We start from the raw sequence: 18,547 nt of genomic DNA on the forward strand, positions 1-18,547 counted from the left end.
TTTATGCAGAAAATAAAAAAAGAGGCTCCCGCCCGGCATAAAGGGAGCCCCTCTTACGGCATCGTGCTGCTTATTTTAAATTGGCGCTTTGCTCGTAATATTTAAAAATCGCGCTCATATCCTCTTCGCCCAATCCGTTGTTGCATGCCGTTTGATACAGCTGCTTGACGACGGCGGCGACGGGAACCGGCAGGCTGAGCGAATCCGAAAGCTTGGCGGCCAATCCCAGGTCCTTATGCATCAAAGCCGTCATAAATTGCGGCGAGTAGTCGTTTTCCAGTATTTTGGGCCCTTTCATTTCGGCCATTCCGCTGCGCGCTCCGCCTCCGGCTACGACATCCAGGAAGGCAGCGGGATCCAGACCGGCTTTGCGCAGCATGGCAAGGCTCTCGGACAGCGCAACCAGATGCGTAGCGACCATCATGTTATTGGCCAGCTTCGCAATGGAGCCTGCACCATGGCCTCCCATATAGACGGCTTTTTTGCCCATCAGCAGCAGGATCGGCTCGGTTCGCTCGAATACTTCGCGTTTACCGCCGACGATAAACGTGAGAATGCCTTGCTCCGCTTGCGGCTTGCTGCCGGTGACCGGAGCGTCCAGCTTGTCGATGCCGAGCTTCTCCAGCGCTTCGGCCGTGCGTATGCTGACGTTCGGGTCAATCGTGCTGCAGTCGACGACGAGGCGGAGCGGCAGCTCGCCGCTAGTTTGGCAGCCGGACAAGATGCCGTTGTCTCCGAAGTAGACCTGCTCCACCGCGCGGTCGTCCGACAGCATGGTGAACAGCAGTTCCGATTTGGCGGCTGCTTCAGCCGGCGAGGAGACAACGACGACGGAGGATGGGTCATTCCAGTCGTTCGTTTTGCCAGGCGTCCGATTGTAAATATACAAGGTGTGCCCTGCTTTGGCGAGATGGCCCGCCATAGGTTTACCCATCGTTCCGAGTCCGATAAATCCGATGTTCACGATCGTATCCCTCCAATACCTATGTAAGAAAAATAAATTGCCTTGGAAAAAGACGGTTCGATCCGTCTTGTCTATTTTACCACATTGGATAGTTTAAGTCCGGTAAAGCGGTTAAGCGTATCGAAGATCTTAACAATTGGCGGGCGATAAAAACTATCATGCTTACGAAGCGAGTTTTGCTAAAAGCAAAACTTTAAGGCCGCTCATCCCTGAAGTAATCCGATGGTTTGCTCACCACGAGGCTTGTAGCCATTTACCGAAAAAAATTGCGGACGCCGTTCTTATGAAAACAGCTTGCAAGTTTCGGGCCGATTTGTTACTATGATGAAACCAAAATGATTGAAGGAGCCCGAGACCCATGAATACGGCGAATACATTCAGGTTCAAACAACTTCATCATTACAAGCAGCGTTAGCACACACCTGTATCGATTAACAGGGTGGGCTAACGCTTCTCGCGTTGGCCTCCCTGCGGCATAGTAAAACGCGCAGGACCAAGAGGTCCGGCGCGTTTTTTATTTTCCTGGAAGTTCACAAAAAGCATTCAAGCAAAGCGATGAGGCTGGAGAGGTCCAGTCGGAGGTAGCAATGGCCTTGCTTCGATTATCACACCGAACTAAAGAAAGGGATGCTGACGATGCAAAATGTGAAAGGAACGTACGATTTTTTCGGAAAAGAACAGGCGCTTAGAAAAAAAGTGCAGTCCACACTTCAAGAAGTATTTGAGCTGTATGATTTTGACGGGATGGAGTCTACGGTGTTGAACGAGCTGGAGCTGCTGACATCCAAATATGCAGGCGGCGATGAAATATTGAAGGAAATGTACCAGCTAAGCGATCAAGGAAAACGCAGCCTGGGTCTGCGGTACGACCTTACGATTCCTTTTGCCAAGGTCATCGCTTTGAATCCGGGCATCGAGTTTCCTTACAAACGGTATGAAATAGGAAAAGTGTTCCGGGACGGGCCGGTGAAGCGCGGCAGGCTGAGGGAATTTCTGCAGTGCGATGCGGATATTGTCGGCACCAAAGGCCCGGAAGCGGAAGCCGAGCTGATGCAGCTGGCGGTTCAGGTATTCCGCAGGCTCGGTATTTCTGTATTGATCCGGTGGAATAACCGGCGTTTTTTGGGAGAGGTGCTCGAAGCCGTCGGGGTACGGCCGGAAGATACGCAGTCCGTCATGCTGACGCTTGATAAGATAGCGAAAATAGGCAAGGAGGAGGTCGTCAAGGAACTCAGCGGCAAAGGGCTGCAAGATGAAGCCATCAGAGGAATCGGCGAGCTGATCACGATGGCTGACCCGACCTTCGAGCAAATAGCCGACCGATATGGCATCGGGGATTCTCAAGGCGCGTTGGAGGTTTCGGATCTCCAGAAGCTGATGGAAAGGCTGGGGCTGGATGCTGTATGCCGGTTTGACCCGTATTTGTCGCGGGGACTGTCTTTCTACACTGGAACCGTGTACGAAATCTTCGATGCAAGCGGGTCCTTCGGCTCCAGCTTGGGCGCAGGCGGGCGGTATGACGCAATCATTGGGCAGTTGGTTGGCAGGGAGGACGTCGACTATCCGACGGTTGGCATCTCCTTCGGTATGGAATCGATAATGGAAATGCTGCAGACTCGACCCATTGAAGCTTCAGGCGCTTGCGTCACGGTCATTCCTATCGGAGATACGATCCCGGATGCCCTGAAAGCCGCCGCCGAGCTGCGTGCCAGCGGTATCCGTACAAGCTTGGATACGAGTAAGCGGAAGCTGAAAAAATCGCTCGCCGCCGCGGCGTCCAACCGCATTCGTTACGTCGTTCTGATTGGCGAAGACGAAGCAGCGGCAGGCAAGGTTCGGCTGAAAGATATGGACGAAATGACGGAAGCGGTCGTCGCTCTGGAGGAAGCTATTCATCAAGTGTTCCGCAGGCTTTGCTAGGCTGTGAAGTTGCTTCACATTAATGTAAAATGATGGGATGCTGTATGGGGTGGAGTAGTACCGTATACAGGAGGGATTGTATATGAAGCAGCTGAGCATAATCGTAGGCATTGCTGGAGGATTGTGGCTTGCACTTGTTTTAGTCTATCAAGCTGTTGCGATAGGGGACGTAGTATCCGCAAGGCAAAAGACGGAGGCGTTCTTCAAGGCGATACAGGCGCAAAAGTATGACGAAGCCGAAAAGCTGTTTGCAGGCGCTGTGGATGTGTCACAGAAAATATCGTTGGAGGAGAGCTTCAAGCTGCTCTCCTACGATAATGTGAGGGCAGACTTTGACGACGGCTGCGTCTGCACAGGGAACGCAGCGCTTACCTTCGAGGTGGACGAGAAGCCGCTGGAGGTACACGCGATTGTCACCTTTAGCTCTGAAGGGATGCCCCAGCAGGTATGCGCTGTTCACCCTCCCGGAGCGGAACGAGGGTTCATTGCGGAATTAAGAGCATGGAACCGGATGTTTTGCGGAGGCGGTTCTTTTTGAGAAGGGGAGGAGCGGCTACGCCTGCAGCTGTAAGGCGGAAAAACCGTCTTACAGCACGCGAAGGAGCGAAATCATCAGCTGTAAGTCTGAAAAACCGAGTCACACCGCGGGGAAATAGGATAAAGCGGCCACGCCGGCAGCTGTAGCGCGGAAAAACCGTCTTACAGCGCGTGAAGGAGCGGAAGCGCCAGCTGTAAGGCGTAAAAACCGCGTTACAGCGCGGGCATAGCGGGATAAAGCGGCCACGCCGGTGCCTGTAGCGCGGAAAAACCGTCTTACAGCGCGCGAAGGAACGAAATCATCAGCTGTAAGCCTGAAAAACCGCGTTACAGCGTGGGGAAAGGAGATAAAGTGGCCACGCCGGTACCTGTAACGCGGAAAAACCGTCTTACAGCACGCGAAGGAACGAAATCATCAGCTGTAGGGCGTAAAAACCGCGTTACAGCAGGGCAAAACGGGATGAAGCCGTCACAGCGGTATCTGTAAGCCTGAAAAACCGCATTACAGCCCGAGCGGTGGAGTTTTTTTATGTAAGCAATTTATCCCTTGAGACCACAGGGGACTTCGATTAAACTACACAGATAGACGCAGAAGCAGCTTAGATAATGCAGCATGCGAAGCTTGAAGGAGCTAAAAGAACATGACAAACCAATTCAACGAGGGTACTTTACGGGTACAAACGATACTGCAGCAAAAAGGCTACGACAATCAAATCGTGCAGCTGCCGGACAGCGCGCGCACGGCTCAGGAAGCGGCGGACGCGATCGGGTGTGAGGTCGCCCAGATTGCCAAGTCGATTATTTTCCGGCTGGAGCAAGCGGATCAACCTTTGCTGGTGGTTGCGAGCGGGGTCAATCGCGTAAATGAGAAGCGCATTTCCGAACTGCTCCAGGACAAGCTGGGAAAAGCAGACGCCGATTTTGTACGGGATCGGAGTGGATTTGTTATTGGCGGCGTGGCTCCGATCGGGCACCGGCAGAAGCCGGTCACATTGATCGACGAAGATTTGTTTCGCTACAAGACATTGTGGGCGGCGGCGGGACATCCGAAAACGGTATTTCAGCTGACGCCAGACGAGCTGAGGGAAATGACGGACGGTCAAGTGGTATGTGTCCGCTAGCGGAACGATAGGTCAGCACGGACTTGAGACTAATCTCATCAGTTACGGGGGCAATGATGTGAATATTAGGTCACTTTAACTAGGGAAGATGAAGCTTACATCATCAAAAATTTGTACCCGCTCTATTTGTACGACCTCTCCGAGCATTACGGGCTCGTTCCCGGCCATACACCGAATGGGCATGGCATTTATGAGAGCAGTGACGAATATCGAACGCTGCAGGATCAGTATGAGGTTCAAAGCATATGGTGGGAGAAGCCGAACTGCTTATATCCGTTCCTTATAAGGGTTGACGGCATTCCTGCCGGATTTGCTTTGATTGCGACTCCGCCGTATTGCAGTAAAGGAATCGATTATTTTGTGAATGAGTTTTTTCTGCTTCGGCCTTTTAGAGGAAAGGGGATCGCGGAGAAGGCGGCTGCACAAATATTCACGCAATTCAAGGGCTCCTGGGAGCTGTTTACCAATCCTGCGGGGGCTAACGGGAGAGGGCAAGCTTTTTGGCGCAAAGCCTTATCCAGCTATACGAATGGAAAATACGAGGAAACCCGTGGATCGACATTCAACGGAGACATGGTAATCTTTCGATTTCGTAACTAAGCTAAAAAAGAAAAAACGTTCCATGCTCAATCCTAACCTGGGCTGAAAACATGGAACGTTGACGTTCAAGGCTCAGGATACTCCGGCTTTCGCCTGCTGCTGTAATCTGCGCTCTTCCGCTAACCGGCGGGTGCGGGATAATCCTAGGGAGGCGGCTGCAGTGGCCGCGGCAACGGTGACGCCTGCTGCGCCGATCCAGGTTATCGAGGTGAGCGAAGCGTGTTCCACCACAACGCCCCCGATACCCGCTCCAGCCGCCATGGCAAGCTGAAGCACGGAGCTGTTCAGGCTAAGCATAATGCCGGAAGCTTCCGGTGCAAGCGTGAGCAGGTGATATTGCTGCGTCGGGCCGGAGGACCAGGCGGAGAACGACCACAGCATAAGAACCGGGAAGACAATGGCCGGGAACGGGGCAACCAGCGACAGAAGAATCAGGGAGATGGCATGAAAAAGCATGCCTCCGATGAGCGTCCGCGGGACCCCCCATTTGTCCGTGCTGTAGCCTCCGAATTTCGAGCCGATCAGGCTGGCGATGCCGAAAGCGAATAGGCCTGCGCTGACGCCTTCGCCGCTCATCGCGGATACGTTAAGAAGAAAAGGCGAGATGTACGTATAAGCGATCGAATATCCGGCGATCCAGAAGAAAGTGATCGACAGGGCGACGGCGATTCGCGGTTCTTTGAGCAAAGCGATTTGTTTGCGAAGCGGTACGGGTGCTTCTCCTTCAGTATGCGGGATCGTGTAATATATGACGAGGATCGCCAGCAGTCCGAGCAGTCCAATGCCGCCGAAGATCAGCTTCCAATCGTAAAACGAAGCGATAACTCTCCCTATCGGCACTCCGATAATCAGTGCGGTGCTGAAGCCCATCACCAGAGTAGCAATGGCGCTGCCTTGTTTGTCGGCAGGAGCCAGCTTGGATGCGACGGTTAGCGCCGTGACGACGAATACTCCGGTGCTCAGAGCCAGAATAATTCTCGAGCCGATAAGGGCCTCGAACCCCGGTAAAGCGACAGCCATTCCGTTGCCGATGACAAAAAGGCCGAGAGAATAAAGAAGCAGCTTGCGCCGCTCTATCCGCGCTGTCACGGCCATCAGGATAGGAGTGCCGAAAGCGTAGGCAAGCGAAAAGACGGTAATAAGCTGGCCGGCGGCGGATACGGAGACTCCGATATCCTTAGCGACTTGATCGAGAATACCTGCAATGATGAACTCCGACGTTCCAACCAAAAAACTGACGATGGCCAGCATGTAAATTTTCCAAGCGTTTGACATAAGATGGTAAAGCTCCTCTCTCCACTGTATATATTATTTTTATATTTCTAAAAATATAGAAATATGTTGCAAAAAAAAATTACTGCAGCAAATAAGGCGCATATTTCAGCGCAATATCCCGATTCACACTATAGTAAATATAAGTGCCGTCTTTCCGCGTATTCAGCAGGCCGCAATCCGTCAGCTGCTTCAAATGATGCGAGAGCGTCGAGCCCGCAATCGATTCGAGCTTGCTTCCGATATCGGAGCAGCACAAATTTTTCTCCTCGGTAAGCAGCATAGCGATTTTCAGCCGGGTAGGTTCTCCAAGTGCTTTGTATACTTTGACGGCCTGTCGTACGTCTTCGTTGTCTAGAACCATGATTATCTCACCCTCGGCAAAGTTTGTTATTTCTAAAAGTATCGAAATAAACTTACCACACCTTTTTTCGAATGTAAATAGGGCTCTAATGAAAATCCCTCGCGATGGAGCAAAAAAAAAGGAGGCTTCCATGACGGGAACCTCCTCATGATCTTGTACTAATTGGAAGAAACGGGCTGGGAAGCAAGCTCCCTGATTCGTTTCCATTCGTTCAAATGCAGCTCCAGCTGTTGAATTGCCGTATCGACATCCTGGGCAAAACGGCCCGGATCGTTCAAGCCGCCGGCTAATTGCTCCTGTGTCAGTTCGCTGAAAGCCGGCAGCGAGGCGAGCAGCCGTTGAAGTTTGCTTTCAACGGAAGAGGCGGCCGATGCCGCGGCAGGCGCGTCGAGCAATGTTGCAGGAGCTGGTGCTGCAGCAGGCGTGTCGAGCAGCGTCGCAGCGGCAGCCGCCGGCTCCATTGCCGGAGAGGCAGACTGCGGCTGAAGCGGGCTGCCCGTGACCGAAGGGGCGGATGAAGCCGCTCCGGTAGGTTCAGGCGCCTGTGCCGGTGCTGGTGGAGCGCTTGCTTCCGCCTTGTCACTTTTGGCCGCCGCTTTCGGCTGGGCGGACTTGGCCCGCTCCGCCTTGTTTTGCTCGAACACGGACCATGTCTCCAGCAGCTCGTTGCCTGATTTGTAGAGCAGCTTGTCCTTGGTCGATGCGGAGATGGTTTTGTCCTTGAACAGCTTGGCGATTTTCTTCACGTCGCTGACGGGCATTTCGTCTCTGGCCATGATCAAAGCAAGCGGATCCCGGTGCTCCAGCGGCAAATCCTTCAGAGGAAGCAGCTGGTCTTCCGTCAGCTTGTCTTTTCTAATTTCGGTGCCGCCTACAATCAGTTTTTTCACCGCGTTACCGAACTTCAGCAGTTCGATTTTGTTCTTGATGTAGGACTCCGGCTTGCCGAGGCGGCTGGACAAATATTTGGTCGAGCTGCTGAACTTCGGATCGTTCAACAGCTTATTGAACGCTTCCGCTTCTTCAATCGGCGAGAAGCCCTCCCGCGTCAAATTTTCCGCGATTTGCTCCAAATAAATTTCCGTTTCGTCCGTTACGTTGGAGACGATGCACGGGATCGTTGCGCGGTTCAGCATTTTGCAGGCTTTGTATCTGCGGTTTCCGTAAATGATCATATACCGGCCGCCGGCGGTCGTTCTCACCTTGATCGGCGACAGCAACCCGAGTTCCTCGATGCTTTGCATCAATTCCTGCAAGGCTTCGTCATCAAACTGGTATCTCGGCTGGTCTTTATCTTCATCAATTAAATCGATAGCAATTTCAATAATGTCCATCATGCATTCTCCCATCCTTTATGTAAATTTCGTCCAAGACCTGCAGGGACTTTCCGGCAACAGGAGCAGCTCCTATCCGCAATATCCCCAGCTTGCTCGCAAAATAGTTCGTGAGAAATTTTAAGCGATAAGGCCGATTATCGTCGAAAGGCCTCGCTAACCCATTATATAATACCGGACAAGCTGTGGAAATGTTTGCATCGTACTTTTGCAGCGAAAAGGGCTTGCGGAGTCGCGTCCCGCCCACCATATTCATGCATGATTCGGACGGTCATGTATCATTCTAAACGAAGGGACACGGATCCCGTCCCATGATCGTTAGACGGATGGAGGTGAGCATGATGCCCAAAGGAATGAAAAGCAACGAAGGAAACAAGTATAACACGAATCCAAATTACGCAGACCAGGTGTTAAAGAATCACGAGAAGCAGCCGGCACAAAATAATCCTCGAGAGAGCGACGATACGCTTCGGCATAAATAATACAAATGTAGGCAATGAAGCAGTCAACCAGGTGTTGGCTGCTTTATTGTTTTGCCGACAGACGGGCATAGCGGTACCGGTTCGCGATGTAGATTCACAGAACGTTTGTTGGAAAATGATGGTCGGCGGAATTATACTTTGGGGAGGGCTGCACAAAAAGTAAGAGCAGCTTATAGTGGGGCAAAATTCATAGGGGAAGCGGGGAGTAACAAGGATGGAGCTGGTTTATGCAACCTCCAACGATGCCAAGTTTCAAATTGCTTTGTCTGCGCTTGCAGGCACCGGCGTTCAGCTGACCCGCAGCGGTATCGATTTGCCCGAGATCCAAAGCTTGGACGTCGAACAGATCGCTGTATTCTCGAGCAAATGGGCTAGCCGTGAACTAGACTGTCCTGTGATTGTAACCGATGTCGGATTTTATATCGAGGGACTGAGAGGCTTCCCCGGTCCTTTCATGAAATATACTAACCACTGGTTTGCAGCTGAGGACATTGTAAAGCTGATGGGGGCTACAGAAAACCGAAACGCTTGCGTAAAAGAATGTCTTGCGCTGTGCCAGCCTAACCATCCCCCGTTGGTGTTTCATAAGGAAATCAAGGGTGTCATAGTCCATGAGCTTGCTGAAAGCCTCGACGGCGGCTCCGTCATGGATCGGTTATTTAAACCGGAGCATTACAGCACCGTTCTGGCCGATCTATGCAAAACGGATGCAGTTCCGTTTTGGAGCAGGCACAGCGCATTCCATCTGTTAAAAGATTACCTTCATGCCCATGGTTGCTTGGCATCCCGCTAACAGCCTATCTTCAACCATCGGAAGGAGAATCGTCCAATGAACATACGAGAAGCGGCAGATAAAAAGGCGCTGATTATTGGAGCCGGAATCGGAGGCTTATGTGCAGGATTGGCGCTGCAAAACATAGGTTGGCACGTTGCCATCTTCGAAAAGGAGCCCGGTCTCGCCGAAAGCGGAGCCGGGATCGTGCTGGCGGCGAACGCGATGAAGGTGCTTGAGAAGCTGGGCGCAGCCGATAAAGTTCGGGAGCGGGGAAAGGCTGTAGGCAAAGCCGAGATCCGCAGATGGGACGGTGCGATGCTCACGGAGCTGCCGGTGCGGGAGCAGGCCGAGCGGTACGGGACGCCGAGCTACTTGATTCACCGTGCGCTTCTCCAAGAGCTGCTATATGAGCTGGTGAAGTCCCGCGGTGCAGACTTGCAGTTCGACAGGAAGCTGGAACGGTGGGAGCAGCACGGTGACAAGGTGACGGCTGCTTTCGCCGATGGATCTAGCCATTCCGGGAAGGTGCTGATCGGTGCGGACGGGCTCCGTTCCACGGTGAGGGAACGGCTCTTCGGTACCGAACCGCTTCGTTATTCCGGCTTCACAGCTCTAAGAGGCATAGCGGACTACAGGGACGAGCGGTACCCGATGGTGGACGGGGGCGGCTTCGAGGCTTGGGGACCGGGAAAACGATTCGGGTTTTCCCACCTGGGGCAAGGACGCGTATTTTGGTTTGCCGCTGTGAACGCTCCTGCAGGCATAGCGGCTCCTCCGGGAGAGCGCAAGCGCCAAGCGCTGGAGGCGTTTCGCGGATGGTATGAGCCGATCGGGGACGTCATCGCCGCGACGAAGGAAGACGTTATCCTGGCTCACGACATCTATGACCGGAAGCCGCTCACGACTTGGCATCAAGGCCTCGCTGCGCTGCTCGGGGACGCGGCGCACCCGATGCTGCCGAATCTCGGCCAAGGCGGCGCTCAGGCGATGGAGGATGCGTGGACGCTGGCGCAGTGCTTGGAGCAAGCCGGTGACGGTGATGTCTCCGACGGACTGCTTGCCTACGAGCGGCTGCGGATTCCGCGTACGACGAGAGTCATCAGGCAGTCGCGGCAGATGGGGCGAATGGTCCAGCTTGAGAACCCGCTGCTGATCGCCATGCGTAACGGGATGCTGCGCACGCTTCCCGCGGACGTACAATTAAGACGGCTGCATTGGCTAATTGGGTTCGAGGTGTAGGCTTGCTGCTTGCCGCAGCCTTCGTGCTGGCGGCCGCAGAGCTGCCATAGCCGGCAAACGGGATAGCTTTCCCGCAGCAGCCTGTATAGGCTATACTGGATGCATATAGACGGATGGGGTGACTTCTTTAAGTGGATACGATTACACATACCTTGTTCGGCCTCACGCTGTATGGAGCCGTCGACAAGACGAAGATGACGCGCCGTGAAAAGCAAGCGCTGCTGTTCACCACCGTCGCCGGATCGCAAATACCGGATATCGACGTCATCTCCTCCTGGTGGGATACGGCCGGACGTTACCAGATGTGGCACCGGGGGGTTACGCATTCCGTGTTTCTTGTTCCCGTCTGGGCGGTGATTATAGCCGGACTGAGCCGATTCATCGGGCGAATCCGCTTCTGGCGATTGTTTCTAATCGCATGCATAGCCGTGTTTATTCACGATACAAGCGATTTATTCAATGCATGGGGTACAGGCTATTTCGAGCCGTTCTCGCCTATGCGGATTACCTTCGGAACGGTTCCTATCGTGGATCTGGTGTTTTGGGCGATCATGCTGATCGGATGGCTTATCGTCCGATTCGGCAAGGACCGGATCCAGGTTCCTTCCCACCGCATATACCGGGTCGTTTGGCTGCTGATGGCGCTGCATGTAGGCCTGCAGTCCGCCCAAGGCCACAGTCTCTATAAGCAGGCGGCCGCGGAATATGAGCAGGTAGCTTTGTCCGCCGATTTCGTCCCAGGCATGTTCACGGTCGTAGGGAAGAAGGGCGACACCGTCGATCTGAAAAAAGGCACGATGTGGAGCGGCGTCACGCTCCAGACACAGCTGCAATCGGCCGAGAGCGCGAATCTCGACCAGCTGTTCGCGGACAATCCGAAAGCCCGGACGCTGAAGGAATGGTCGCCGTTTGTCGTAGTCGTTGACGACGAGAAGCGGCTTGGGCTGTATGATCCGCGATTTTACCGGAACGGCCAGTCATTTTTGTTCGAATTTATAGAGAAATAAACGCAAGATGGGAGCGCTTCGGCATGATGCCGGCAGCGGCTCCTTTTTTTCAAGCAAGATCAGGAGAACACCTCGTATAATTGGGATAACATCCGGCCGATAGCTTCATTGAGGTCAAACGGATGATGGAGGAGTATGCTCCCCCAAAGTACCGCTCCCAATGTGGTAATGCTGAAATAAACAACGGCTGCGTTCTTATTGGACTTGCAAGCCCGCAGCCTGATGCCTCCGACTATGCACGACAGAATGAAGAAAAGCACCAAAAGCGTCATGTCATCGTCTCCTTTCCTTGAAATTGACCTTTTTTCCTCATCCGAGCAAACACGATGAGTATTGCCGGGATCAGGATAGCGTAAAGGGTATAGTATTCGAACAAATACTTTTTCGTCCATTCGACATTTTCGATAATGTTGGTGAAAAGCAAAGCGTAGGCAGAGATAATCCAAATCAGCGGATAAGCGACGAAAGCGCGCTGTTTAATTTCGAATAGCTGACATATAGCCAATACCGCGCAATAGAACAGCAAGCTTAATTTCATGCATACGATAAGAAGGATGTTGATAGAAAGAAGCGATTCCAAATGCTCGATAAAGTTCGTAAACTCCATTTCCCGGAAAATGATGAATACCGGATAGACGAGATGAGAAGCGCGGTCTACGCCCAATATGCCGATTGTAAAATAGATGCCTAAAGTCAGGTTCATACCTCCAAATGCAATCCCTGACAGAAATGAAAATTTTAACCGTCTCTCGGCAAAGGGGAATATCATCATGAAGCATACAACCTCCATAAAAGGGAAAGCGAGCACATACCGGGTATTCAGGAAGGTCTCCAGAGGGTGAAAAACTCCGGGAACCATAAAATTCCCCCAATCCCACTCTTTTAGCATCACCGCCATAGGGATCCAGAAAAGCAAAAATAACAAAACACTCAAAAGCTCGCATGTCATAGCGATCGATTCGATTCCTTTCACCACAGCATAGGCGCAAACGATCAGGATCATGATATGAAACACCGGGACAGGCGTCCGCGGCATCAGATTAATATGCATGAAATCGCTCATGTTGCGGGTAACCCAGGATGCAATCTGGATAAATAACAGTATGTACAGCAAGGATACCAGGCCGCCGGCCCATTTCCCCAATACTTGAACGGCTATTTGGACAATGCTTAATCCGGGAAATTTGCTCGACAAGTAGAGCCAGAATCCAGCCAATACTACACCGTACAGAGTAGCCCATACGAATACAAGCCATCCGTATTGCTTGGCATCCGCTATGAGTCCCCCGGGCAATAAGATATACGAAGTTCCAATCACAAATATCATGGAGAGATTAAATAGTTGCCAAGCGCTCAATTTAGCGTGTTCCATCGGACAGACTCCTCTATTCCAGAAGATATGGTGTGCTCATGTTACCGGTCGTTTTCATTGTAGAGTGGACATGAAAGGTGACTTCGGTTTGGCGCCAATTTGCTTCTCTTCCCCCGTTATCCTGGATGCCAAGCAGGTCCCAGCCTTTATCTTTACCGAGCTGTTCCAGTTGTTTGGCTCTGCCTTCCAAGAAACGGTTAAACGCTTCTTCCATTTCATGGGAATTATGCAGAGTCAGCTTGCTTTGCTGCTGATTGTTTATAATCCGCAAGTCGGCACGGATGTTTATGGTGAGTTGGGATTTGTCCGCGTTCCAGGTGCGCTTTACATCGATGCGCTGCGCTTCGACATCGACAAAGCTTCCGTTGACGGTGATCGTATCCGTAAGCCGGTGGTAATTTTTATTCAAGATATAAAATAAAACTTTTGATTTCTCGTCGATCCGACCAACCATACGGGAATGAATAAACACGGCTCCTTCATGGAAGCTCATTCCGCCTTGGGTTGCATTGATTTTTTCCACTTCATTGGACGTCGAGGACGGTTTCGTTCCGTTGTAATGAATAATGGGGATGATGGTCGGCGTATGATGATTCATTTCCTTGTCCAGGTCCTTAAACCGGATGGGATAGACACTATTTTTAAAATTGCGCTCATAATGATTCGTTAACGAACGGATAAACCGTCCCGGAACTCTATCCAAAGTGGTGAAGCTGTTCATTATGATGTTCAGCGGGCTGTCCGATACATATACCGTGATATTCGCCCGGCGTTCGGGATTGAGCTCGATATAGTTGAGGAGGTCCATTATCCCTTGCCGTGCGTAACGCTCGGAAATGATGTAGCTTTGCAAATGGGCTGTAAAAAATATACGAGGCATAGACATGCCTGTTTTCACGGTGAACCTTCCATGGCTAAAATCTTTGAAGTTATAGGTGTATACGGCGGCTTTCGCCGAGGAGCCTGTCCGGGTGGACAGGCCCGTCGGGTTCATGACCTGGTAATACGCCAAGAGTTCGCCTGTTTTCGGATCTTTGTCGACTCCGGCCAAGCTTACGATCGCAAGGGAGTTGATGTCTTTCATATCCCAGCAGCCGGTACATAAGACCAGCAGCATTAGACTAAGGAGTACAGCTTTCATGTTGTTGCACCTTCTTATTTGTTATGAAGTCGCCTGTTCGAATATCGTTTCATCATATAACGAGGTACCCGAACCAAAGTATCCTGCCATCGGCTAAGATTCAACGGAGCGACTGGAGTAAGATATTTCACCCCGAACGAACGAAGGGAAGCAAGATGAACCAAGACAAGAAACACGCCGCACATTAAACCGAACAATCCCATTAATCCGGATAAAATCATAAAACCATACTGGACAATTCTCTGGGCTATGCCGAAGCCGTAAATTGGGGAGACAAAGTTGGAAATGGCCGTAAGGGAAACGACAATAACCATAGCGGCGGATACGAGACCCGCTTCAACGGCTGCCTCGCCCAATACAAGCGCTCCTACGATCGAGATGGACTGCCCTGCAATACGCGGCATACGAAGTCCCGCCTCCCGCAATATCTCGAAGGTAACGATCATAATGCCGGCTTCAATGAAAGCGGGAAAAGGCACCTCCTCGCGCTGGGCAGCCAAGCTGATCAACAGTGAATTAGGGAGCAGCTCCGGATGGTAGCTTACAACGGAAATATACAGCGACGGGACAAAGATGGATAAGATAAAGGCTAAGAGACGCAGCCATCGCGACAAGGTGGCGATATCCGCCCGCTGGTAATAATCCTCCGGTGAATTGAAAAATTGAAAAAAAGTAACGGGCCCGAGCAATGCAATCGGGGTGCCGTCCGTCAAAACGACAACCTGCCCCTCTAAAAGCTGGGCTACAACGGAATCCGGCCGCTCGGTTGCAATCAGCTGGGGAAATGGCGAAACCGCAGTATCCTGAATCCATTCTTCAATATAAGAGCTCTCCAGAATGCTGTCCGCATGGATGGCATTAAGACGCTTCCGGAACTCATCCACTACTTGAGGCGGAGCTATGTTAGCGACATAGGTCAGATACACCTTCGTTTTGGTCTCCGTTCCGATAATCAGCTCCTCAAATATCAAACGCTCGCTCTTTAATCTTTTGCGGATAAGAGCGACATTCCGCGAAACGTCCTCGACAAAGCCTTCCCGCGGACCGCGGATGGAAGCTTCTGTCGTTGGTTCGGACACGCTGCGATGCTCCCCGTTGGTCAACTCATAGCTGAGAATCGGCGTATCAAACGAAGAAAGGAGCAGGCAATGCCCTTCAAGCAGAAGGCGAACGCCGTCTGAAGCATCATCGAGCTCGCTTAACGGAGCATGAGGGATCATGGTCTTAAGCAAGCTCATAGGGTCTTCGGGTGATTCCTTATACTGGCTTAGCTGTACAATCGGCGTGATGATGAACTCATTGATTTGCTCCGCTGACACGACAGAGGCCAGATAAATGCAATATACACTCCGGGCCGGATTCAGCGGGAATTCCCGGCACACAAAGTCCGGCGATAGTCCGAGCCGTTCCCCGATTTCATCAATGACAGGTATGCCAGTGCCGTTGAAAGCCATAGCCGCCACCCCCTCTCCATCGAAAAGTTAATTCATATTATTTTCCATTCCGGAAATAGTATGTATTCGGCAGCGTTTTTTAAGGAAAATAAAAAAGACCGCTTGACAATTCTCTGCAAATGTATTATCTTAAATTTAAGATATTTAATATTAAGAAATGAGCAAGCATAAAAAAAGGATGTGAACGAAATGGGAAGCTCCAAGGAAGAGTCGTTGAATTTGTATATCGCCCTTTCCAGAGCGAGCCAATGGGTGAATGCGCATGCCGATAGAGACATTCGAAGACACGGCTTGAACCGGACCGAATTCGGCGTCCTAGAGCTGTTATACCACAAAGGTTCGCAGCCTATTCAACAAATCGGCGGCAAAGTGCTCATGAGCAGCGGCAACATCACTTACGTGGTCGATAAGCTAGAGCAGAAGCAGCTGGTTTGCCGTAAAGCATCGACGGAGGATAGAAGGCTCGTTTTTGCGGAGATTACGGATCATGGCAAGAAATTTATCGAGGACGTATTTCCGAAGCACGCTGAGGTGATTGAGCAAGCCGTCGGCGGTCTTACTCCCGAGGAGAAGAAAGCGGCGAGCGACCTGCTCAAGAAGCTGGGCAAATTCGCACAGGAAACCTTCAAGTAGCACTGGTGTGAGGAGGTCTCCTTTTGTCCAATATCTTAAATTTAAGATTCTCAAATTTCGATTATATTGCAAAGGGGTATTCGTATGAACGATCTGTCGACGCTTGTCAAAGCACGCCGCTCCGCTAATAAATTTATTCCCGGGGTGGAGATACTGGATAAGGAATTGGAGGAAATGTTCCAGCTCGTCAAATTCGCTCCTTCCGCCTTCAACCTGCAGCATACGCACTATGTAGTCGTCAAGGATCCGGCCGTTAAGCAAGCGATGTATGAGGCTTCGGGCAAGCAGTACAAGGTACAGAGCGCTTCCGCCGTCATCATCGTCCTGGGCCATAAGGATGCCTACAAGGATGTGGGCAAAATAAACGAAGGACTGATGAATCTGGGCATTATCAGCAAGCAGGAATTCGATGCGACCGTCGATTCGGTGCTTGGCTTCTATGAAGGACGCGGCGAAGCGTTCATGCAGGACGAAGCGATAAGAAACGCCAGCTTGTCGGCGATGCTGTTCATGCTGATTGCGAAGGAGAAGGGCTGGGATACATGCCCGATGATCGGATTCGATCCCGACGCTGTTCGCTCGGCGCTCCATGTGCCGGACCGTTACGTTCCCGCAATGATGATTGCCATAGGCAAAGAAGATACCGGCAGTCAACGGCCGCGCGGCTATCGCAAGCCGACCGGCGAGTTTGTAAGCTACAATTCGTTTTGATAATAACCTTTTACCATAAAACCAATTAAAAATAAGGGAGATGGATTAACATGTTACAACAAACAGCAGGCATTCACCATATTACAGCTTTTGTAAGAAACGCGCAGGAAACCGTTGATTTCTACAGCGGCATCCTTGGACTCCGGTTAGTGAAAAAAACGATCAACTTCGACGCTCCGGAAGTGTACCATCTGTATTTCGGTAACGAGATCGGCGGCCCGGGAACAATTATTACGTTCTTCCCGTTCGCAGGCTCGCGCAAAGGCCGCATTGGCGGCGGTCAGGTCGGCATTACCACTTACGTCGTACCTGTAGGCACACTGGATTTCTGGGAAGCGCGGTTGACCCAATTCGGCGTTTCGGTCATGAAAGCATCCCGTTTCGGGGAAGAGTATCTGCAATTTGCCGATAAAGACGGCTTGCGTCTGGAAATTGTCGAGCGTGAGGAAGGTCCGCAAAGCCAATGGACGTTCGGCGGCGTTCCTGCTGACAAAGCGATCAAAGGCTTCGGCGGCGCGGTTCTCTACAGCACGGCGCCGGAAAGCACGATGAAATTGCTGGTGCAGGTCATGGGGCTGCAAAAAGTAGGTCAAGAAGGCGCGTACGCGCGCTTCAGAGCAACGGGCGATCTCGGCAACCTGATCGACGTCCGGGTTGATCCGATGCCTTACGGTGCAGGCGGAGCGGGTACGGTGCACCATATCGCATGGCGCGCCAAAGACGATGCGGATCACGCGGAATGGAGACGCCATGTGGAGCAGAACGGCTTGCATCCGACGCCGATCGTCGACCGTCAATATTTCAACGCCATCTACTTCCGCGAGGAAGGCGGCATACTGTTCGAGATCGCAACGGATCCTCCAGGATTTGCGCGTGACGAAGAAGCGGAGCATTTGGGAGAGAAATTGATGCTTCCGGCTTGGTACGAAGAGAACCGTCAGGCCATCGAGCGCAACCTGGAGCCGATTGAAGTCAGAGTGTTGGAGGGGGACCAAGCATGAAACATATATTCCAGCAAGGTACGGATGTGAATGCGCCGGTATTGGTGCTCTTTCACGGAACCGGAGGCACGGAGCGCGATCTCCTGCCTCTGGCAAGGCAAATATCGCCATCATCGTCGCTGCTAAGCGTAAGGGGCAATGTACTGGAAAACGGGATGCCGCGGTTTTTCCGCCGCTTGGCGGAAGGAGTATTCGACGAGGAAGACTTGATCTTCCGCACGAAGGAGCTGAGCGACTTCCTTGATCAGGCGGCGGTAGAGTATGGCTTCGACCGCGGCAATCTGGTCGCTGTCGGCTATTCCAACGGCGCCAATATCGCCGGCAGTCTGTTGTTCCATTACAAGGATTCGCTGAAGGGTGCGATTCTCCATCATCCGATGGTGCCGCGGCGCGGGATCGGGCTGCCGGATTTGACCGGCGTCCCGTGCTTCATCGGCGCAGGGATGAACGATCCGATCTGCTCGCCGGAGGAGACCGAAGAGCTGAAGGCGCTGCTGGCCGGCGCCGGAGCCGACGTGACCGTGCACTGGGAGCGGTTCGGCCATCAATTAACCCGAAGCGAAGTCGAAGCGGCGGCCGATTGGTTCCGCGATACGTTCCAATAATAACCCCCGAAGCGG

The 18,547-nt window shown here is 52.1% G+C and carries 20 protein-coding genes; 12 read left to right on the plus strand and 8 right to left on the minus strand.

Annotated elements, in window-relative coordinates:
* Window positions 1-70: 70 nt before the first annotated feature.
* Window positions 71-964 carry an NAD(P)-dependent oxidoreductase gene (locus ACFQ88_RS25115; RefSeq protein ID WP_379458127.1) on the minus strand — a complete coding sequence of 298 codons (894 nt, stop codon included), beginning with the start codon at window positions 962-964 and terminating at the stop codon, window positions 71-73.
* Between the two features lie 636 nt (window positions 965-1,600).
* Here ACFQ88_RS25115 and ACFQ88_RS25120 point away from each other — a divergent pair.
* From ACFQ88_RS25120 to ACFQ88_RS25135, 4 genes are all read left to right on the plus strand, one after another.
* A complete protein-coding gene (locus ACFQ88_RS25120; RefSeq protein ID WP_379458129.1) occupies window positions 1,601-2,884 on the plus strand; it encodes a histidine--tRNA ligase in 1,284 nt (427 codons plus the stop codon).
* 82 nt (window positions 2,885-2,966) lie between these two features.
* Window positions 2,967-3,422: a hypothetical protein gene (locus tag ACFQ88_RS25125; protein ID WP_379458131.1), complete on the plus strand. Its 456-nt coding sequence runs from the start codon at window positions 2,967-2,969 to the stop codon at window positions 3,420-3,422.
* Window positions 3,423-4,062: 640 nt separating this feature from the next.
* A complete protein-coding gene (locus tag ACFQ88_RS25130; RefSeq protein ID WP_239629200.1) occupies window positions 4,063-4,542 on the plus strand; it encodes a YbaK/EbsC family protein in 480 nt (159 codons plus the stop codon).
* A gap of 111 nt (window positions 4,543-4,653) precedes the next feature.
* Complete coding sequence (locus ACFQ88_RS25135; protein ID WP_379458133.1) at window positions 4,654-5,142, plus strand: GNAT family N-acetyltransferase; 489 nt, start codon at window positions 4,654-4,656, stop codon at window positions 5,140-5,142.
* Between the two features lie 72 nt (window positions 5,143-5,214).
* Here ACFQ88_RS25135 and ACFQ88_RS25140 read toward each other — a convergent pair whose 3' ends face one another.
* The 3 genes from ACFQ88_RS25140 to ACFQ88_RS25150 all read right to left on the minus strand — a co-directional run bounded on the left by ACFQ88_RS25140 (window position 5,215) and on the right by ACFQ88_RS25150 (window position 8,112).
* Entirely contained in the window at window positions 5,215-6,417 is a 1,203-nt protein-coding gene (locus tag ACFQ88_RS25140; RefSeq protein WP_379458135.1) for an MFS transporter, read from the minus strand.
* 79 nt (window positions 6,418-6,496) lie between these two features.
* The gene (locus ACFQ88_RS25145; RefSeq protein ID WP_379458137.1) at window positions 6,497-6,778 is read right to left on the minus strand and encodes an ArsR/SmtB family transcription factor; all 282 of its coding nucleotides are present in this window, start codon (window positions 6,776-6,778) and stop codon (window positions 6,497-6,499) included.
* Window positions 6,779-6,936: 158 nt separating this feature from the next.
* Entirely contained in the window at window positions 6,937-8,112 is a 1,176-nt protein-coding gene (locus tag ACFQ88_RS25150; RefSeq protein ID WP_379458139.1) for a ParB/RepB/Spo0J family partition protein, read from the minus strand.
* Window positions 8,113-8,450: 338 nt separating this feature from the next.
* Between ACFQ88_RS25150 and ACFQ88_RS25155 the strand changes: the two genes are divergently transcribed.
* The 4 genes from ACFQ88_RS25155 (at window position 8,451) to ACFQ88_RS25170 (ending at window position 11,615) form a co-directional block, all read left to right on the plus strand.
* Window positions 8,451-8,594, plus strand: a complete 144-nt coding sequence (locus ACFQ88_RS25155; RefSeq protein ID WP_239629187.1) for a hypothetical protein — start codon at window positions 8,451-8,453, stop codon at window positions 8,592-8,594.
* A 214-nt stretch (window positions 8,595-8,808) separates the two neighbouring features.
* Window positions 8,809-9,387 (plus strand): non-canonical purine NTP pyrophosphatase, encoded by a 579-nt coding sequence (locus tag ACFQ88_RS25160; RefSeq protein ID WP_379458141.1) that lies wholly within the window; start codon window positions 8,809-8,811, stop codon window positions 9,385-9,387.
* 36 nt (window positions 9,388-9,423) lie between these two features.
* Window positions 9,424-10,608: an FAD-dependent monooxygenase gene (locus ACFQ88_RS25165; RefSeq protein WP_379458143.1), complete on the plus strand. Its 1,185-nt coding sequence runs from the start codon at window positions 9,424-9,426 to the stop codon at window positions 10,606-10,608.
* A 131-nt stretch (window positions 10,609-10,739) separates the two neighbouring features.
* Window positions 10,740-11,615 (plus strand): metal-dependent hydrolase, encoded by an 876-nt coding sequence (locus ACFQ88_RS25170; protein WP_379458145.1) that lies wholly within the window; start codon window positions 10,740-10,742, stop codon window positions 11,613-11,615.
* Between the two features lie 59 nt (window positions 11,616-11,674).
* On the opposite strand, the gene ACFQ88_RS25175 is transcribed toward ACFQ88_RS25170, so the two are convergent.
* Genes ACFQ88_RS25175 through ACFQ88_RS25190 form a run of 4 tightly spaced genes read right to left on the minus strand, consistent with a single transcriptional unit; the run spans window position 11,675 to window position 15,582 of the window.
* Complete coding sequence (locus ACFQ88_RS25175; RefSeq protein ID WP_379458147.1) at window positions 11,675-11,887, minus strand: hypothetical protein; 213 nt, start codon at window positions 11,885-11,887, stop codon at window positions 11,675-11,677.
* Window positions 11,884-12,987, minus strand: coding sequence for a GerAB/ArcD/ProY family transporter (locus tag ACFQ88_RS25180; RefSeq protein WP_379458149.1), 1,104 nt, complete (start codon window positions 12,985-12,987; stop codon window positions 11,884-11,886). Before ACFQ88_RS25180 ends, ACFQ88_RS25175 begins: the two co-directional genes overlap by 4 nt.
* A 13-nt stretch (window positions 12,988-13,000) precedes the next feature.
* Window positions 13,001-14,128 carry a Ger(x)C family spore germination protein gene (locus ACFQ88_RS25185; protein ID WP_379458151.1) on the minus strand — a complete coding sequence of 376 codons (1,128 nt, stop codon included), beginning with the start codon at window positions 14,126-14,128 and terminating at the stop codon, window positions 13,001-13,003.
* Window positions 14,129-14,142: 14 nt separating this feature from the next.
* Window positions 14,143-15,582 (minus strand): spore germination protein, encoded by a 1,440-nt coding sequence (locus ACFQ88_RS25190; RefSeq protein WP_239629171.1) that lies wholly within the window; start codon window positions 15,580-15,582, stop codon window positions 14,143-14,145.
* 189 nt (window positions 15,583-15,771) lie between these two features.
* On the opposite strand from ACFQ88_RS25190, the gene ACFQ88_RS25195 reads away from it, so the two are divergent.
* The 4 genes from ACFQ88_RS25195 (at window position 15,772) to ACFQ88_RS25210 (ending at window position 18,532) form a co-directional block, all read left to right on the plus strand.
* Complete coding sequence (locus ACFQ88_RS25195) at window positions 15,772-16,215, plus strand: MarR family winged helix-turn-helix transcriptional regulator (RefSeq protein ID WP_239629168.1); 444 nt, start codon at window positions 15,772-15,774, stop codon at window positions 16,213-16,215.
* An 84-nt stretch (window positions 16,216-16,299) separates the two neighbouring features.
* A complete protein-coding gene (locus tag ACFQ88_RS25200; protein WP_379458154.1) occupies window positions 16,300-16,926 on the plus strand; it encodes a nitroreductase family protein in 627 nt (208 codons plus the stop codon).
* 50 nt (window positions 16,927-16,976) lie between these two features.
* Entirely contained in the window at window positions 16,977-17,927 is a 951-nt protein-coding gene (locus ACFQ88_RS25205) for a ring-cleaving dioxygenase (RefSeq protein ID WP_379458156.1), read from the plus strand.
* Window positions 17,924-18,532, plus strand: a complete 609-nt coding sequence (locus ACFQ88_RS25210; protein ID WP_239629161.1) for an alpha/beta hydrolase — start codon at window positions 17,924-17,926, stop codon at window positions 18,530-18,532. The genes ACFQ88_RS25205 and ACFQ88_RS25210 overlap by 4 nt, the downstream gene beginning before the upstream one ends.
* Window positions 18,533-18,547: the final 15 nt, after the last annotated feature.

This window comes from Paenibacillus sp. NPDC056579, from assembly GCF_042793215.1.
Lineage (GTDB): Bacteria > Bacillota > Bacilli > Paenibacillales > NBRC-103111 > Paenibacillus_S.